The organism is Micromonospora sp. NPDC049101 (assembly GCF_040648675.1).
Taxonomy (GTDB): domain Bacteria; phylum Actinomycetota; class Actinomycetes; order Mycobacteriales; family Micromonosporaceae; genus Micromonospora.
The window spans coordinates 1-17069 of sequence record NZ_JBEZED010000017.1; the positions used below are offsets into that span (position 1 = coordinate 1).

Sequence of the window (17069 nt, forward strand, 5' to 3'; positions counted from 1 at the left end):
CGGGCGTAGGTGTGGCCGGGGGTGTCGGGGTCGGGGTGGTAGTAGCGGTCGTTGTCCCAGCGGTCGGTGGGGATGGGGGTGATGGCGGTGCGTGCTTCGGTGAGCAGCCGCCAGAATTCCTCGGGGCCGTCGGCGCCGGGGAAGCGGCACCCGATACCCACCACCGCGATCGGCTCGGACGCCGGGGGCGCGGAGTCGTCGCGCTGCGCCGCTGTCGGTGCCGTCGCCAGCGCGCGAGCGGCGGCGGCGATGGTCGGATGGTCCCAGGCGAGGGTGGCGGGTACGTCACGGCCGAGCCGCCTGGACAGCTTCTCCGCGATTCCTACCGCCTGCACCGAGGCCAGACCGAAGTACGTGAACGACTCGTTCGGCGAGACGTCCCGCACGGCGCAGTGTGCGGACTCCGCTATCAGCAGTCGTAGCTGGCTCTCGATGTCGGCCGGCGTCCAGGTCCGCGAGCCGGCGACGGTGACCTGGTCCGGTGACGTGGCGGGCGGCGTGACCTCGTCGCCGGCGGTGGTGACGTCGAGCGGCGCCCCCGGCCGGGTCGCCTCGTCGTGGTCGCTGGCAATGGGCACCGGAGGCGGGTAGTCGCCGTCGAGGTACCTGGTCCGGGCGGCGCGGCGCTGGATCTTGCCGCTCGACGTCGTCGGGAGCGCACCCGGGCGGACGAGCACGATCGCGTCGGCGGCCAACTGGTGCTCGTCGGAGATCCGGCGTCGGATGGTCGCGGCGATCCGGCCGTGCTCGGCGGGGTCGAGCCGACGTCGAGGCAACTCCTGGACCACCACGAGCGAGGGTTCGCCCGCGGCCTCGACCGCGAACGCGGCGCACCGCGTCGAGGCGAGCGCGGGATCGCTGTCGATGCTGGTGGCCTCGATGTCGTGGGGATGGACGTTGCGTCCCCAGAAAATCATCATGTCGTCCACACGACCCGTGACGTACAGCTCGCCGTCGAGCAGCGCGCCGAGGTCCCCGGTACGCAGGTACCGCTGCTTCCCGGTGCCGATGGTGTTGTGGAACGCCCGTGCGGTGGCCTCCGGGTTGTCGAGGTATCCGCCGGTCACGCTCTTGCCGCGAAGCCAGATCTCTCCCACCCGGCCCGCACCGGCACGGCGGCCGGTCGCCGGATCGACGATCTCCACAGTGGTGCCGGACAGCGGACGCCCCGAGCTGACCAGCGCCCGCGCCCGCGCCGGATCTGTCGGCGGCAACACCCGGCCCGCTTCGAGCTCGTCCTTGGCGACGTAGCGCACGACCGGATCGGCACCGACCGCGTTCGTCGACACGACGAGAGTGCTCTCCGCCAGACCGTAACCGGGAATGAGACTGGACCTGCGGAAACCGCAGCCGGCGAAGGTGCGCGCGAAGGCGTCGAGTGTGGTCACCCGAACGGGTTCGGCCCCGTTGACCGCTCGCGTCCAGGTCGACAGGTCGAGATGCTGCCTGGCCTGTTCGTCGATGCGATCGACACACATCTGGTACGCGAAGTTCGGTGCGAAACTCACGACCCCGCCGTACCGCGTGATGGCCTCCAACCAGCGCAGCGGCGACCGGACGAAGGCCATCGACGCCAGGTGTGTCGACGGAAACCCGGAGAACAACGGGAAGACCAGGCCCGAGAGCAGCCCCATGTCGTGGTAGAGCGGAATCCAGCTGACACCGTGCATGTCGGGGTTGAAGGCGAGGCGACTCTCGGTCGATCGGGCGTTGGCCAGCAGATTGCCGTGGGAGACCCGCACACCCTTGGGCATGCCGGTCGAGCCCGAGGTGTACTGGAGGAACGCCAGTGCGGCACCCGTCGAGCCGGGGGGCTGCCAGTCCCGCCCGGAGCCCTCGGCGACATCGTGTCGGACGGACAGCCAACGCGCCTGCCGCAACGAGGAGCCGACAGGCCCGGCCAGGTCGGCCGGCAGGCGATTCGGCTGCGTCGCGTCCGGTGGCGGCTCGTCGGACAGCACGATGGTGGGCCCGCAGTCTCGCGCGATCGCCTCGATCCGGTCGTGGCGCCCCGAGGCGACCGGTGGGTACGCGGGAACCGCCACGAGCCCCGCGTAGAGGCAGGCGAGGAAGGAGGTGACGTAGTCGAGGCCCGGTGGGCACAGCAGGAGAACCCGGTCACCGGGCTTCGCCGCCTGGCTGAGCACGGCCGCGACATCCCGGACGCGGGCTTCGAGCCCGCTGTAGGTCAACTCGTGCACGACGGGCGGCGCGGACCCCACGTGGTCGAGGAACCGGAAGGCGAGGCGGTCGGGTTGGCGCTCGGCGCGCTGGCGGAGCAGCTCGTTGATCGTCTGCGGGCGTGCCGTCACGACTGTGCCCCCCGTGTCCTCGGTGCGTTCGCACTCGTGCTTCCGGAAGCGCTGCACTCGGCGGCGCGTGGGGGAATTCCCGGCACCGCCGAGTAACAGTGTGCGGTGCGGAGGGCTAGGGGATCTTTTAGTTCTGGGGCATGGCAATGCATTTACCGGAGACGATGCGACGCGATTTATGAAAAGTTTCGGTCAATTCCGTCCCCGGGCTGGCGGGGGGCGTAGCGCCCGTTTTCAGCCCACGGTTTCGCCGCCGAACCGACCCGGCGGCGGCCGCCGCCGGGCAGGCGCCAGGGCGGGTACGACGTGCGGGCGCGGAGGTCAGACGCCGATGCGGAGGGGGAGCGTGAGCAGGCCCCGGACGAGGGTGCCGGAACGCCAGCCGAGCTCTTCGGGCTCCCGGGCCAGCGTCAGCTGCGGGAACCGGGCCAGCAGCGCGTTGAGGGCGATCTCACCTTCGAGACGGGCCAGCGGGGCGCCGAGGCAGTAGTGGATGCCGTGCCCGAAGGCGAGGTTGCCCCCCTCCCGACGAATGTCGAGCCGGTCCGGGTCCGGGTACTGATCGGCGTCACGGTTGGCCGAGGTCAGCGCGACGAGGACGAACTCGTCGGCGGGGATCGTCGTTCCGCTGAGTACGATCGGCTCGGTGGTGTAGCGGAGGGTGGCCATGTTGAACGGTCCGTCGTAGCGCAGCAACTCCTCCACCGCCTGCGGGGTGCGGGTGGGGTCGGCCCGCAGGGCGGCCATCTGCTCGGGGTGGCGCAGCAGCGCCAGGACGCCGTTGCCGATCAGGTTGACGGTGGTCTCGTGCCCGGCGATCAGGAGCAGGAGCACCATGTCGAGCGCCTCCTGGTCGGACAGCGCGTCGGTGCCGTCGGTGGCGACGAACATCGAGAGCACATCCGGACCGGGACGGCGTCGCTTGTCGTCGATGAGCCTGCCGAGATAGGCGGCCAGGTCCTCGTACCTGCGCGTTGGTGAGGGTCGGCCGGACAGGATCCCGTTCGACCACTCCCGAAACGCGTCTCGCTGTTCGAGTGGCACACCCAGCAGTTCGGTGATCACGGCTATCGGAAGGGGAAACGCGAAGCTGTCCAGCAGGTCGATCTCGCCGCCGTTGCCGGCCGCCTCGGCCGCCACGGCGTCCAGCAACTCGTCGGCGATCTGCTCGATCCGCGGGCGGTAGTGCGCGATGCCGCGCGTGGTGAACGCCCTGCTGACCAGGCGCCGCAGCCTGGTGTGGTCCGGCGGGTCGCTGTTGAGCATGTGGTGAGCGGCCGACTTGACCACATTGTGGAACTTGTCCGGGTCGGTGTGGCGTTCCATCAGGCGGACGACCGACGCGCTGTTCTTCGCCAGTCGCGGATCGGCGAGCACGGCCCGGGCATCCTGGTGACGGGTGACCAACCAGGCCCGGATCCCGGACGGGACGACGATGCGCACGACCGGTCGTTGCTCGCGGAGCACCTTGTAGAACTCGTGTGGCTGCGCCAGTTGGTCGGCGTCCAGCACCAAAAGATCGTCAACGGTGTCGTCGAGGGGGGCTGCCTCGGTCACGAGTCCTCCTTGGGTGGCGAGTGAGCGCCGACCCAAACGGTGCGACGCCAGACGGTATTCCGCTCACCCACCAACGACCCGTGCCACCTACCCCGCGAAAATTGTACTCGACTGTCAATGACGGCTGTCGATTGAAATTCGGCAGGGCGGCCCCTGCGATCCGGGCGGGCTCGGCACACCGCCGAGCCCGCCCGGACACGATCATCAGGCCACGGGCGCGAGCCTGAACTGCTGGTTGGTCTGTCCGTGGCAGTCGTACAGCTGGATCTGGGCGCCGTTGGCGGTGCTCCAGACGTCCAGGCAGCGGCCGGACTGCACGTTACTGATGGTGCCGTTGGAGTTGACGTTCCACTGCTGGTTGGTCTGGCTGTGGCAGCCGTAGATCTGGACCGCCGCGCCGTTGCCGGTGCCCGCCGCGTCCAGGCACATGTTGCCGTACACCTGTAGTTGTTTGCCCGAGGTGTAGGTCCACGCCTGGTTGGACTGTTTGTTGCAGCCCCAGAGCTGGACCCGGGTGCCGTTGTTGTGGGAGGCGTTGGGCACGTCGACGCAGCGGCCGGACTGCGTGCCGACGATCTCGCTGGCGGAGGTGGGCGGGACGCTGGGCGAGGTGGTGGGGGTCGGCGTGTTGGTGGGGGTGGGTGTGTTGGTGGGGGTCGCCGTCGGGCTGGTCGGCGTCGAGGGCAGCAACGGGCAGGTGCTGCGGTAGGTGACCACGCCGCTGTTGTCCAGCAGCGGGCAGAGGAACTGGCTGTACCGGGTGTCGTTGTCGACGAACATCTTGACGAACGGCAGCATGGTCCGGACCATCACCGGGTTCGACCGCCCGACCATGAACCCGTGATCCGCGCCGGCGACCTCCAGGTAGACGCTCTCCGTCGTGGTCGGGAGGCTGTTGTACAGGCCGGTGGCGTAGGACGGGGTGACCACCGTGTCCGCCTGCCCAGCGAAGATCATCGTGGGCACCCGGTCGTTGGCCAGGTTCGACGAGGGCGAGTACGGCGCGATGCCGACCACTGCCTTCAACGACGGGCGCCGGATGGCCGCACTCAGCGCGCCACCGCCGCCCATCGAGTGGCCGGCGACCGCCAACCGGTTGGGGTCGACCCGGTCGCGTACCGGGCTCTGCTGTGTCAGGTAGTCCAGCGCGGCGAGCAACTGGGTGCCTCGGGCCGTGTCGAAGTCGTTGCGGCTGTTGGTCTCGATGCCGATCACGACGAAGCCGTGGGAGGCCAGCCACGGCCCCATCCAGGCCAGTTCGGCGGAGAACAACGCGGTGTAACCCGGCGAGATCGCGATGGCCCCGAAGGTGCCCTGGCTGGTGTCGGTGGGGTAGTAGATCCTGCCGCCGTTGAAGCCGAACCCGGTCGGGACGCTTACCGACGTGTTGGCGAAGGGGCCGTTCACGGCGGTGACGCTGGTCCGGGTGGGATCCGGGCCCCGCTGGTACGGGTTGTCGGCGGCCGAGGCCGACCCGGTCGTCACCGTCAGGGTGAACAACCCGACCACTGCCGCGATCCCGGCCGCGGCGATCGTGAACAGCCGCCCGCGAAGACGGGAGGGCCGCCGGTCGGCACGGGTGTTTCCGGAGGGTGGTGGGTGGTGTGCATGTCCTCGCACTGTCGGTACCTCCTGGTGGTGGGTGGGGGCAGAATTTTCGGGACCGTTCCGGAAAGAACGAGCGTTGGTGGTCGGGTGCGCCCGGTGGGACGGGTCCGGGACACCACGCGGATCCTCCGGTGGCGAGATAGGACAATCCTGTTCACTGGTCGAGGCGGAGGCCCCGCTCGGTGAGCGGTGGCCAGCATGCCGCGTCCGGCGCTGAAATGATCATGTTAACGTTCACACTTATCGATGGCCTTCAGGCTGGCAGAAGGTTCCAGGATTATCAACCGGTAGTTTCGGACCTGTTGCGGAGTGGGAGGTCACGCCCGGGTCCGGCCGGTGGAGCAAGATCAACTGATGGGTCGGAAGGTTCGACAGCCCAGTTCCGGCGAACGATCGCCGCGTTACCGCCCGCGACGGAGGTTGTCGGCGATGCGGTCCACCGCCTGCTTCGCCTCGATCAGGCTCGTGCCGGTCTGCTTGCGGTACGCGCGAACGGCCTCGATCGTCCGGCCGCCTTCCAGGTGCCGGACCACCTCTGGTTCCACCGGATCGGCGATGCCGAGGTGATCCATGATCAGGTCGAGCTTCCGCTGGACGGCCGCGAGCTGGGTCACCGAGCGGCGCTTCTCCTGGGACCAGGCCCCGATCGCAATCCCGATCGACCCGATCGCGGCGATGACGAGCAGTGTCGCTTCCCACGGAACCATCAGCACATCTAATCACCGGCCCGCAACCGAGGGGCGGCGCCGATGCCGGGCACCGGCGTCGTGGCCCGGCACCCGCGCAGGGCCAGCTCGTGGACGCCGAAGAACATAATTTATTAAATAATATTGACATCCGCGCGTAACGGCTTGCAAGATCGGTCGAAACAACCCAGGAGTACGGGCCTGTCCCACTGCTGTGAAGGAACCCCGTGTGAGACGACAACTGTTCACCACCCTGACCGCCGTCACGGCCAGCCTGCTGATCGTGCCCGCCCCGGCCCACGCCGCCGCCACGAACGACACCGTGGTCGCCACCAAACCCGCACCCCAGCAGGTGCTCAGCCCCACGCCCTACCAGGGCTGGAACACCTACTTCGGCCTCGGCGGCGACTTCTCCGAGCAGTCCGTCCGGGAGGTCGCCGACTCGATCGTCAGCCGTGGCCTGGCCCGGGCCGGCTACGACATCGTCTGGCTGGACGGCGGCTGGCAGGACCCGGAGCCGCGTACGTCCGCCGGTGACCTGCGGGCCGACCGGGCTCGTTTCCCGAACGGGCTCAAGCCGCTTGTCGACTACATCCACTCCAGGGGCCTGAAGGCGGGCATCTACACCGACGCCGGTCCGTACATCCCCGGCAAGTGTGGGCTCGGCAGCGGCGGCGGCTACTACCAGCGCGACGCGAACCAGTTCGCCGCCCTGGAGTTCGACGCGGTGAAGGTCGACTTCCTCTGCGGGATCGCCGCCGACCTGGACCCGAAGACCGCCTACACCGAGTTCGCCCAGGCGCTGCGGAACAACGCCAGCAAGCGACAGATCATCTTCAACCTGTGCAACCCGGTGACCTCGCCGGACTGGGGCGACTACCCGCAGGAGCAGCAGTCGACGTACTCCTGGAGCTATGCCCCCCAGATCGCGCAGTCCTGGCGGACCTACACCGACGTGGGTTTCGTCGGCGAGATCAAGTTCAAGGACGTGCTGCGCAACTACGACGCGAACGCGCGGCATCCCGAGGTCGCCGGACCCGGTCACTTCAACGACCCGGACTACCTCGGCCCCAACCTCGGACTGTCCGACGAGGAGTTCCGTACGCAGATGACGCTCTGGTCCGCGGCCGCCGCGCCGCTGGTGATCGGCAGTGACATCCGCAAGCTCAACCAGGCGTCGATCGACGCGCTCACCGACCCCGAGGTCCTGGCGATCAACCAGGACCCGGCCGGTGTCCAGGCCGTCCGCGTCGGTGCCGCCGGCACGACCGAGACCTGGGTCAAGCGCCTGGCCAACGGTGACCGGGCCGTGGTGCTGCTCAATCGCGGTGAGAGCTCGAAGATCATTACCGCGAACGCGTCGTCCGTCGGCCTGTCCGGCGCCCGCTTCACCGTGCGCAACGCGTGGACCAACCAGGTCACCGAGAGCGCGGGCACGCTCAGTGCCGCGGTGCCGCCGCACGGTGCCGCACTGCTCCGGGTCGCCCCGGCGCGCGGTCTGCCGGGTGTTCCGCACGTGACCGCCGGCCTTCCGCAGGTCACGAAGGTCGGTGACTCCGCCACGCCGGAGGGGACCGCACCAGTGGTCGGCGGCGGTGACCAGACGCGGGTCGAGGTTGTCGTCCGCAACGACGGCCTGCTGCCCGTGCTCATGCCGCAGGTTGGTCTCGCCGCGCCGACCGGCTGGACGGTTCGGTCGCTCAGCCCGGCGCCGCTCGTGCTCGCCCCGGGTCGGTCCACCACCTTCGCCTTCACGGTGACCCTGCCGGCCACCGCCGCTGCCGGGGACGCCACGTTGACCGCCACCACGTCGTACGACGTGGTGGGGCGCGGCACGACGCGCCAGACGTCGGTGTCGACGGTGGTGGTCGCCCCGGCGCCGCCGACCGGTGCCGTCGTGCTGTCCCACCACGCCTGGGTCAGCGCCACCAGCGGTTGGATGACCCCGACCGTCGACCAGAGCGTCGGCGGCGGGTCACCGATCAGCATGGTCGGCCAGGTGTACCCGACCGGCCTCGGCGTCGCCGCACCCTCCACGGTCCGTTACTACCTGGGCGACAGGTGCGACCGGCTGACCGCGACCGTCGGCCTGGACGACGCGGTCCGCAACGTCGGCCCCGAGGGAGCCACCTCGACCTTCCAGGTGGTCGGCGACGGGCGGGTCCTGTTCGACAGCGGCGTGCTGACCCGTGACGATGTCCGTCAGGTCGACGTCGACCTGACCGGTGTCCGGGTGCTCGACCTGCTGGTCGGCGACGGCGGCGACGGCGGTTACAACGACCGCGCCGACTGGGCCGGCCTGAACGCCACCTGCTGACACGCTGCACGATCGTCGTGAAGATCGAAGCTCCGGCCCGGGTGCGCGCCCAGGCCGGAGCTTCGATCACCGCCGACGTGCGTCGCGGCCGTCCAACTTGGGCGATGCGGCGTCAGCCGGCCAGGTTGTCGCCCGCCCGGTGCCGGCGACGATCGCTCGCGCCCTGCAGGATGGCCGCGACGACGGCGGCCACCACCGAGAGAAGAACGAGCAGCAGTGCCGGCGCCACGACGCCGGTGATGTCCTCGCCGGTGCCGCGCGCCAGCACCATGACCGTGGCGACCCCCGCCACCATCAGGCCGCCGGTGGCCAGCGCGAGGTACTTGACGATCCTGAAGACGGTTGTCGCGTTCCTGGCCATGGTCAACCTCGCAAGGTCCGTCGCGCGTTCCCGGATGATGCCGGTGAACGTCTCGGTGAAGAGCCAGAGGATGAAGGTGCCACGTCCACGGCCCTCGGTCGCGGCCCGGTCCCGGCAGAGGTCGACGAACGTCTGCTCCATGCTGGCGGCGAAACGGTCCCGGTACGGCCGCGGATAGAGACCGAGCAGCCTGCGGTACCAGCGTCGATATCGTGCCTGACCGTCCATGGTCAGGCACCCGTCGCCCTGGGCAGGAGGGAGCGTTCGTGGGCGACCGCGACGACGTGGTGGTATCGCTGCAATTCCGCCGCGAGGGTCTGTCGGCCGAGCGCGGTGATGCCGTAGTAGACGCGGCGCTCATCGTCCAGGGTCGGGTCGATCTTCTTGTCGCTCTCGCGGATCAAGCCCGCCTCGGTCATCCGGCGGATCGAGCCGTAGAGCGTCCCCGGCCCCATCCTGACTTTTCGCCGGGAGTCGGACTCGACCTGTTTCATGATCCCGTAACCGTGGCGTTCCTCGGTCGAGAGCACGAGCAGGATGTGCAGCACCGCAGGGGTGAGGGGTCCGCCGCCTCTGGTGCTTGCCATGAGTCGAAACTATATCCGTCACGGATACATGTCAAGCGCGATCCGTCGGGCGGGGAACCGTTCCGTCAGGTCCAGTTCCCCGCCCCGATCGTCAGGCAGCGGGCCGCTGCACCGCCGTGGCGGGGTTGCCGTCCACCGCCGCGGTGAGTTGCGGAACGAGCTTTTCCAGCAGGAACGGCAGGCTCAACGGGGTGATGAACGAGGTCGCGGCACCGACCAGCTCCTCGTTCTCCAGGTAGATGTCGCGTCCCTCGGTCTTGACCTTGAGCTTGCTGTAGAGCGGGTCGGCCTGCACCTTCGCCTTGTCGGTGTCGTAGCTGTCGATGAGCCAGATCAGCACGCCGGTGTCGAGCATGTCGGTGCGCTCCCGGCTGAGGTTGGCGCCGAACTCCTTGCCGGTCACCTCGGCCAGCCCGGACGGCAGGGTGAAGCCCAGGTCGGTGAGGAACCGGCCGCGCGAGTCCTGCGGGCCGTACACGTAGTAGCCCTCGTAGGTGGTGGCCATCAGGCCGGTCGCGCCGGCGAAGGCCGGGTTCGCCGTGCGGACCGCGGCGAACTTGGCCTCGACGTCGGTGACGACCTTGTCCGCCTGGGCCTTGCGCCCGACGGCGGTGCCGACGGTACGGGTCACGTCCTGCCAGGACACCCCATAGTCGACGGAGTCCTTCGGCTGCGCCACGGTCGGCGCGATCTTCGCCAGCTTCGCGTAGTCGTCGCTGGTCAGCCCCGAGTAGACGCCGAGGATGAGGTCGGGCCGCAGGGCGGCCACCTTCTCGAACTGGATGCCGTCGGTGTTGGTGAGCACCTGCGGCTTCGCCCCCGTGCCCAGCGCGGCCTCGGCCCAGGGCCAGATGGCGCCCGGCTTCTCGCCGAACCACTCGGTGGTCGCCACCGGCACGACGCCCAGCGACAGCAGGGCGTCCTGCTCGACCAGGCCGACCACGGCGATCCGCTTGGGCTCGGCCGGGATGGTGGTGGTGCCGAACTTGTGCTCGATCGAGACCGGGAAGGCGTTGGAGGTGGCGGCGCCGGAGGAGGGGGCCGACGGCTCCGATCCACCGCCGCAGGCCGCGAGGAGAAGCAGGAGCGCGGTCGAAGCGACAGTCGCGCCCCGGCGGATTGAGGGAAGCCGCACGGCTGTTCCTTTCTGCCAGCGAGGCCCCAGGGTGGTGACCTCGAACGGGAGTGTAGGTTAGCCTCACCTAATTGAGTAATGCGAACGGGTGGACGGATGGAGCACGTGTTGACCCCAGGCACCGGCACCCGCCCGGAGCCCGGGACCGTTTCACCCCAGAAGGTGCCGCGCGAGTCGTTGTCGCGTTCCGGTCGGCGCTGGGCCGGCCTCGTCGTCGGCGTCGTCGCCCTCGCCGCCGCCGTGGCGTTGAGCATCGCGGTCGGCAGCCGTTCACTCGGCCTCGGCACGGTCTGGCAGGTGCTCTGGCACGACGACGGCTCCGCCGCCGCGGAGATCGTGCACCGGCTCCGGGTGCCCCGCACGATCCTCGGATTCGCCGTGGGCGCGGCGCTGGGCCTGGCCGGCACGGTGATGCAGGCGCTCACCCGCAACCCGCTCGCCGAACCCGGCCTGCTCGGGGTCAGCCTGGGCGCGTCCACCGGCGTCGTGCTGGCCATCGCGCTGCTCGGGGTGACAAGTGCGAACGGGTACGTCTGGTTCGCCATCGCCGGCGCCGGGCTCACCTCGGCGGCCGTCTTCGCGCTCGGCGGCGCCGGCCGGGCACCCACCCCGGAACGGCAGGTCCTCGCCGGGGTCTCGCTCACCTCCGTGCTCGGCGCCGGCATCTGGGCGATCCTGGTGACCCACCGGGAGGCGTTCGACAGGTACCGGCACTGGGACGTCGGCTCGCTCGCCGACCGGGAGACCAGCACGATCACGCAGTTGGCGCCGTTCCTGGTGGTCGGCGTCCTGCTCGCGCTGCTGCTGGGCCGCCAACTCAACGCGCTGAGCATGGGCGACGACGCGGCCACCTCGGTCGGCGCCCACCCGGGACGGATCCGGGTGCTCGGCATGATCACGATCACCCTGTTGTGCGGTGCGGCCACCGCCGCCTGCGGGCCGATCTGGTTCGTCGGCCTGGCCGTCCCCTACGCGGCCCGGATGTTCACCGGCTCGGACCACCGCTGGATCCTGGCCTACTCGCTGGTCCTCGGCCCCACCCTGCTGCTCGTCTCGGACGTGCTCGGGCGGGTCCTGGTGGCCCCGGCCGAGCTGCCGGTCGGGGTGGTCACCGCGTTCCTGGGCGCACCACTGTTCATCGCGCTGTGCCGCCGACGCCGGCTGAGCACGCTGTGAGCGGGCCGGTGCTCCAGCTCCGCCCGTCCGGACGGACCACCCGCCTGGTGATCCGCAGCCGGGGCGGCGCGCTCTCGCTGCGGGTGCACCTGCGCGCGCTGATCGCCGGCACCGCGCTGCTGCTCGCGGCGCTTGGCGTCGCGCTCGTCAACCTCTCCAGCGGCGACTTCCCGATCCCCGTGTCCGACGTGCTGCGCAGCCTCGTCGGTCAGGGTGACCCGGGCACCGACTTCATCGTGCAGGAGCTGCGGCTGCCCCGCGTGCTGATCACGCTGCTGGTCGGCACGGCCCTGGGCGCGAGCGGCACGATCTTCCAGGGGCTGACCCGCAATCCCCTGGGCAGCCCCGACTTCGTCGGCCTGACGGTGGGCGCGGCGACCGGCGCGCTGATCGTCCTGCTGCTGTTCAACGGCAGCGGCTTCCAGGTCGCCGCCGGTGCGATCGTCGGCTGCCTGGCCACCTCGGTCGCCATCTACCTGCTCGCGTTCCGCCGTGGGGTGCAGCCGTTCCGGCTGGTGCTGATGGGCGTCGGAGTGGCCGCGCTGCTCGACTCGTTCAACTCGTTCCTGATCTACCGCAGCCGACTGGACGAGGCGATCGCCGCCCAGGTCTGGTTGATCGGCAGCGTCAACGGCCCCGGCTGGACCGAGGTGACGCTCGTCGCCGTGGCCGTCGCGGTGCTGCTGCCGGTCGCGCTCTACCACGGCCGGCACCTCGACATGCTGGCCCTGGGCGACGAGTCCGCGATGCTGCACGGCGTACCCGTCGAACGCAGCAGGGTGGTGCTCGCGCTGGCCGGCGTCGGACTCGCGGCCGGTGCCACCGCCGCGGCCGGGCCGATCGCGTTCGTCGCCCTCGCCGCGCCACCGTTGGCGGCGCGGCTGACCCGCTCGCCGAACGCCGGGATCCTGCCGGCCGCGCTGATGGGCTCCGCCCTGTTGACGGCGAGCGACTGGGTGGCCCAGCGTCTCCTGGCCGATGACGACGTCCCGGTCGGTCTCGTCACCGCCGCCCTGGGCGGCATTTACCTGACCTGGTTGCTCTTCCACGAGCGACGTAACGGCGGACAAGGAGCACAGCGATGACCGAGTCGCGGCTGCGGGCCGACGCCCTGACCCTGGCGTACGACAAGAGGGTGGTCGTCCGGGACCTCGACGTCCAGATCACCGACGGGTCGTTCACCGTCATCGTCGGCCCCAACGCCTGCGGCAAGTCGACGTTGCTGCGGTCCCTGGCCCGGGTGCTCAAGCCCCAGTCCGGTGCCGTCTACCTGGATGGTCAGACCATCGCGTCGCAGCCGTCCAAGCAGGTGGCCCGGCAGCTCGGCATGCTGCCGCAGTCGTCGGTCGCGCCCGGCGGGATCGTGGTGGAGGAGTTGGTCGCCCGGGGTCGCTTCGCCCACCAGCGCCTGCTGCGGCAGTGGTCGCCGCAGGACGAGGCGGCGGTCGCCGACGCGATGCGCCAGACCGAGGTGACCGAGCTGGCCGACCGGTTCGTCGACGAACTCTCCGGTGGTCAGCGGCAGCGGGTCTGGCTGGCGATGGCGCTGGCCCAGCAGACGCCGATCCTGCTGCTCGACGAACCGACCACGTTCCTCGACCTGTCGCACCAGTTCGAGGTGCTGGACCTCTGCGCCGACCTGCACGAGCAGGGCCGGACGGTGGTCGCCGTCCTGCACGACCTCAACCACGCCTGCCGGTACGCCACCGAGCTGGTCGTGATGCGGGAGGGCCTGGTTCTCGCCCAGGGCCCGCCCGCCGAGGTGATGACGGCGGAGCTGGTGGAGACGGTCTTCGGGATGCCCTGCCGGGTGATGACCGACCCGGAGACGGACACCCCGATGGTGGTCCCGGCCGGGCGGCAGCGGCGTCGACTGGCCCGCGCCGGCGTCGTCGCGGCGGTCGACCGGGTTCCCGCGTGACCGGCGGGCGCAGCCTGCTCACCGACACGCTCGGCAGGCAGCGGCGGCTCATCTCGCTGAGCACGCTTCTGATCACCGGCCACCAGGCCGGGGAAGCCGCGGTGCCGTTCCTGATCGGTGTGATCATCGACCGGGCGGTGGACGGCGGCGTCGGCAGCCTGGCCCTCTGGCTGGGTGTGCTGGCCGCCGTCTACGTCGGCCTGAGCTACAGCTACCGGTACGGCGAGCGTACCGGCGAACGTGCCGCCGAACAGGCGGCGCACGACCTGCGGCTACGGGTGACCCGGCGGGTGTTGCACGAGCGCGGCGGCGCGGAGGCCGACCGGCTGCCCGGTGCCCTGGTGTCCATCGCGACAAGCGACGCGGCCCGGGTCGGCGCGGTCGCCATCGCCGTCGTCTCCGGCGTGGCCGCGGTCGTCGGCCTGGTCCTCGCGGCGGTCCTGCTGCTGTCCATTTCCCTGCCACTCGGGCTGGTGGTGCTGCTGGGCACCCCGCCGCTGCTGCTGCTCACCCGCCTGTTCGGCAAGCCGCTGGAGGAGCGCAGCGAAACGGAGCAGGAGCACAGCGCGCACGCCTCCGGCATCGCCGCCGACCTGGTCAGCGGCCTGCGCGTGGTCAAGGGCCTGCGGGCCGAGACGGCGGCGGTCGACAGGTACGCGCAGCGCAGCCGCAGCGCGCTGGCGGCGACCGTACGAGCGGCGCGCGCCGAGGCCGCGTACCAGGGGCTGGTGCTCACGCTCAGCGGGACGTTCCTGGCGGTCATCGCGGTCATCGGCGGAATCCTCGCACTGCACGGCCAGATCAGCGTCGGTCAGCTCATCTCCTCGCTCGGCCTGGCGCAGTTCCTGGTCGGTCCGATGTCCACGTTCGGCTGGGTGGGTGCCGACCTCGCGCAGGGCCGCGCGTCCGCCCGCCGCGTCGCCGCCGTCCTGGACGCGCCAGTCGCGGTGCCGGACGGCACGGCGAACCCGGTCACGCCGGCCCGGGGCGGGCTCGCGCTGCGCGGGGTGCACAGCCCACCGCTGCGCGGGATCGACCTGGAGATCGCCCCCGGCGAGGTGGTCGGGATCGTGGCCACCGACCCGGCCGAGGCGGCCGAGCTGGTGCGGCTGCTCGGGCGGGTCCGTGATCCGGCCGCCGGGGTGATCGCACTGGACGGCGTACCGCTCGCCGACCTCGCGCCGGACCACCTGCGGGCCGTGGTGCTGGCCGTCGACCATCAGACCGACCTGTTCGACGACACCGTCCGCGCCGCCGTCTCGCTCGCCGGGCGGGCCGTCCCGGCAAGCGTCGACGCCGCGGTGACCGCGGCGGACGCCGACGAGGTGGCCCGCGGCCTGCCGGAGGGACTGGACACGGTGCTCGACGATCGGGCCCGTTCGCTCTCCGGCGGGCAACGGCAGCGCATCGCGCTCGCCCGGGCCCTGGCCGGCGACCCGCCGGTGCTCGTCGTGCACGACCCGACCACCGCCGTCGACGCGGCGACCGAGTCCCGCATCGCCGGGCGACTGCGGGCGATGCGGGACGGACGTACCACGATCCTGATCACCGCCAGCCCGGCGCTGCTCGCGGTGACCGACCGGGTGATCATCATCCACGACGGCACCGTCCGCACCGCCGGCGCGCACGGCGACCTGGTCGCCGAGGACGACACCTACCGGGAGACCGTGCTCGCATGACCACCGACTCGACGACGTTGCTGCCGATCGCGACCGGACGTCGCACCCTGGCCCAGTTGCGGGAGCTGGTGCGTCCGCAACGGTCCCGGCTGGCCGGGGCACTCGCCCTGCTGGTCGCCGGCACCGCGGCCGGGCTGGTGGGCCCGCCGCTGCTGGGGCGCATCGTCGACCTGGCCACCGGCGGAGGCAGCACCGCTGACGTCGTCCTCACCGGCGCCGGGCTGGTGGCCGGTGCGGTCGTCGAGGCGGCGTTGGCCGGGATCGGTATCGCCCTGCTCGCGCAGGTCGGCGAGGGCGTACTGGCCCGACTGCGGGAACGGTTCGTCTCCTCGGCGCTGCACCTTCCCCTGGAGCAGGTCGAGCGCGCCGGGACCGGTGACCTCACCTCCCGGGTCACCAACGACGTCGCCGTGATCGCGGAGGCGGCCCGCAGCGCGGTCCCCGAGTTCACCCGCGCCCTGCTGACGATCGTGCTCACCCTGGCCGGGATGGCCGTGCTCGACTGGCGTTTCCTGGTCGCGGCGCTGATCGCGGTGCCGGTGCAGGCGCACACGGTGCGCTGGTACGCCCGCCGCGCCGTCCCGCTCTACGCCCGGCAGCGGGTCGCCGTCGCCGCGCAGCAGCACCACCTGCTCGCGACGATCGACGGCGCGTCGACCATCCGCGCGTTCCGGATCGCCGACCAGCACCGGGAGCGGGTCGCCACCAAGTCCCAGCAGGCGGTGGACCTGCTGCTGCGGGGCGTCGCGTTGCAGACCCGGTTCTACGCCCGGCTGCACGTCGCCGAGTTCCTCGGGCTCGCCGCCGTCCTCGGCACCGGCTTCTTCCTCGTCCGCGGGGACGCGGTGAGCATCGGCACGGCGACCGCGGCGGCGCTGTATTTTCACGGCCTGTTCGGCCCGATCAACGTGGCGCTCGCCCTGGTCGACGACGCCCAGGCCGCCGCCTCGGGGCTGGACCGGCTGGTCGGGGTCGCCGACCTGACCCCGCCGGTACGGCAGCGGGCCCGCCCCGGCGACGGCCCGGACGCGGTGGTGGTCCGCGGGCTGGACTTCGCGTACCGGCCGGACCGGCAGGTGTTGCACGACGTCGACCTGACCATCGCCCGTGGTGAGCGGGTCGCCCTGGTGGGCAGCAGCGGCGCCGGCAAGACCACTCTCGCCAAGGTGATCGCCGGGGTGCACCAACCCGGCGGCGGGAGCGTCGCGGTGCCGGCCGGCGAGGTCGCACTGATCACCCAGGAGGTGCACGTCTTCGCCGGGCCCCTCGTCGACGACCTGCGGCTGGCCCGCCCGGACGCCACCGACGACGAGGTCAGCGCCGCCCTGGACCGGGTGCAGGCGTTGGGCTGGGTGCGGCAACTGCCCGACGGCCTGCACACCGAGGTCGGTGCGGGCGGGCACGTCCTCACCGCGGCGCAGGCCCAGCAGTTGGCGTTCGCCCGGCTGATCCTGGCCGATCCGCCGGTGGCGATCCTGGACGAGGCCACCGCGGAGGCCGGGAGTGCCGGGGCACGGCTGCTCGAACGGGTGGCCACCGTCGCTCTGGCGGGGCGTACCGCGCTGATCGTGGCGCACCGACTCACCCAGGCGGTGACCGCGGACCGGGTCGTGGTGATGGAGGCCGGGCGCATCGTCGAGGCGGGCACCCACCGCGAGCTCATCGAGCGGGACGGCCCGTACGCCACGCTGTGGCGGGCCTGGTCGGACCAGCGCGCTCGGCACTGAGCG

The 17069-nt window shown here is 71.1% G+C and carries 13 protein-coding genes; 6 read left to right on the forward strand and 7 right to left on the reverse strand.

Annotated features, from left to right (window positions below):
* The 4 genes from AB0B57_RS23035 to AB0B57_RS23050 form a co-directional block, all read right to left on the reverse strand.
* A partial coding sequence (locus AB0B57_RS23035) for an AMP-binding protein (RefSeq protein WP_357073297.1) occupies nt 1-2312 on the reverse strand: 2312 nt, incomplete at its 3' end.
* 321 nt (nt 2313-2633) lie between these two features.
* Nucleotides 2634-3869: a cytochrome P450 gene (locus AB0B57_RS23040; RefSeq protein ID WP_357073300.1), complete on the reverse strand. Its 1236-nt coding sequence runs from the start codon at nt 3867-3869 to the stop codon at nt 2634-2636.
* A gap of 204 nt (nt 3870-4073) precedes the next feature.
* On the reverse strand, nt 4074-5489 hold the full coding sequence (locus tag AB0B57_RS23045) for a ricin-type beta-trefoil lectin domain protein (RefSeq protein ID WP_357073302.1): 1416 nt from the start codon (nt 5487-5489) through the stop codon (nt 4074-4076).
* A 389-nt stretch (nt 5490-5878) separates the two neighbouring features.
* Entirely contained in the window at nt 5879-6184 is a 306-nt protein-coding gene (locus tag AB0B57_RS23050; RefSeq protein WP_357073305.1) for a hypothetical protein, read from the reverse strand.
* 208 nt (nt 6185-6392) lie between these two features.
* Here AB0B57_RS23050 and AB0B57_RS23055 point away from each other — a divergent pair, with 208 nt between their 5' ends.
* Complete coding sequence (locus AB0B57_RS23055) at nt 6393-8480, forward strand: NPCBM/NEW2 domain-containing protein (protein ID WP_357073308.1); 2088 nt, start codon at nt 6393-6395, stop codon at nt 8478-8480.
* A gap of 112 nt (nt 8481-8592) precedes the next feature.
* Here the strand turns inward: AB0B57_RS23055 and AB0B57_RS23060 are convergent, their stop codons facing one another.
* From AB0B57_RS23060 to AB0B57_RS23070, 3 genes are all read right to left on the reverse strand, one after another.
* Nucleotides 8593-9069 carry a hypothetical protein gene (locus AB0B57_RS23060; RefSeq protein WP_357073311.1) on the reverse strand — a complete coding sequence of 159 codons (477 nt, stop codon included), beginning with the start codon at nt 9067-9069 and terminating at the stop codon, nt 8593-8595.
* A gap of 2 nt (nt 9070-9071) precedes the next feature.
* Nucleotides 9072-9428 carry a PadR family transcriptional regulator gene (locus AB0B57_RS23065; protein WP_357073314.1) on the reverse strand — a complete coding sequence of 119 codons (357 nt, stop codon included), beginning with the start codon at nt 9426-9428 and terminating at the stop codon, nt 9072-9074.
* Between the two features lie 91 nt (nt 9429-9519).
* Nucleotides 9520-10563, reverse strand: coding sequence for an iron-siderophore ABC transporter substrate-binding protein (locus AB0B57_RS23070; protein ID WP_357073317.1), 1044 nt, complete (start codon nt 10561-10563; stop codon nt 9520-9522).
* Nucleotides 10564-10659: 96 nt separating this feature from the next.
* Here AB0B57_RS23070 and AB0B57_RS23075 point away from each other — a divergent pair, with 96 nt between their 5' ends.
* From AB0B57_RS23075 to AB0B57_RS23095, 5 genes are read left to right on the forward strand one after another with little or no spacing between them, the layout of a single operon-like run.
* Nucleotides 10660-11739, forward strand: a complete 1080-nt coding sequence (locus tag AB0B57_RS23075; protein WP_357073320.1) for an iron ABC transporter permease — start codon at nt 10660-10662, stop codon at nt 11737-11739.
* On the forward strand, nt 11736-12824 hold the full coding sequence (locus AB0B57_RS23080; RefSeq protein WP_357073323.1) for an iron chelate uptake ABC transporter family permease subunit: 1089 nt from the start codon (nt 11736-11738) through the stop codon (nt 12822-12824). The genes AB0B57_RS23075 and AB0B57_RS23080 overlap by 4 nt, the downstream gene beginning before the upstream one ends.
* Nucleotides 12821-13660, forward strand: a complete 840-nt coding sequence (locus AB0B57_RS23085; RefSeq protein WP_357073325.1) for an ABC transporter ATP-binding protein — start codon at nt 12821-12823, stop codon at nt 13658-13660. The genes AB0B57_RS23080 and AB0B57_RS23085 overlap by 4 nt, the downstream gene beginning before the upstream one ends.
* The gene (locus AB0B57_RS23090) at nt 13657-15339 is read left to right on the forward strand and encodes an ABC transporter ATP-binding protein (RefSeq protein ID WP_357073328.1); all 1683 of its coding nucleotides are present in this window, start codon (nt 13657-13659) and stop codon (nt 15337-15339) included. Before AB0B57_RS23085 ends, AB0B57_RS23090 begins: the two co-directional genes overlap by 4 nt.
* Nucleotides 15336-17066, forward strand: coding sequence for an ABC transporter ATP-binding protein (locus AB0B57_RS23095; protein WP_357073332.1), 1731 nt, complete (start codon nt 15336-15338; stop codon nt 17064-17066). Before AB0B57_RS23090 ends, AB0B57_RS23095 begins: the two co-directional genes overlap by 4 nt.
* The last annotated feature ends 3 nt before the right edge of the window (nt 17067-17069 follow it).

Excerpts from the sequence above, each read along its gene's own strand:
- AB0B57_RS23065 (WP_357073314.1), bottom strand. The coding sequence starts at position 9,428 with ATGGCAAGCACCAGAGGCGGCGGACCCCTCACCCCTGCGGTGCTGCAC.
- AB0B57_RS23095 (WP_357073332.1), top strand. The coding sequence starts at position 15,336 with ATGACCACCGACTCGACGACGTTGCTGCCGATCGCGACCGGACGTCGC.
- AB0B57_RS23085 (WP_357073325.1), top strand. The coding sequence starts at position 12,821 with ATGACCGAGTCGCGGCTGCGGGCCGACGCCCTGACCCTGGCGTACGAC.
- AB0B57_RS23060 (WP_357073311.1), bottom strand. The coding sequence starts at position 9,069 with ATGGACGGTCAGGCACGATATCGACGCTGGTACCGCAGGCTGCTCGGT.
- AB0B57_RS23075 (WP_357073320.1), top strand. The coding sequence starts at position 10,660 with ATGGAGCACGTGTTGACCCCAGGCACCGGCACCCGCCCGGAGCCCGGG.
- AB0B57_RS23050 (WP_357073305.1), bottom strand. The coding sequence starts at position 6,184 with ATGGTTCCGTGGGAAGCGACACTGCTCGTCATCGCCGCGATCGGGTCG.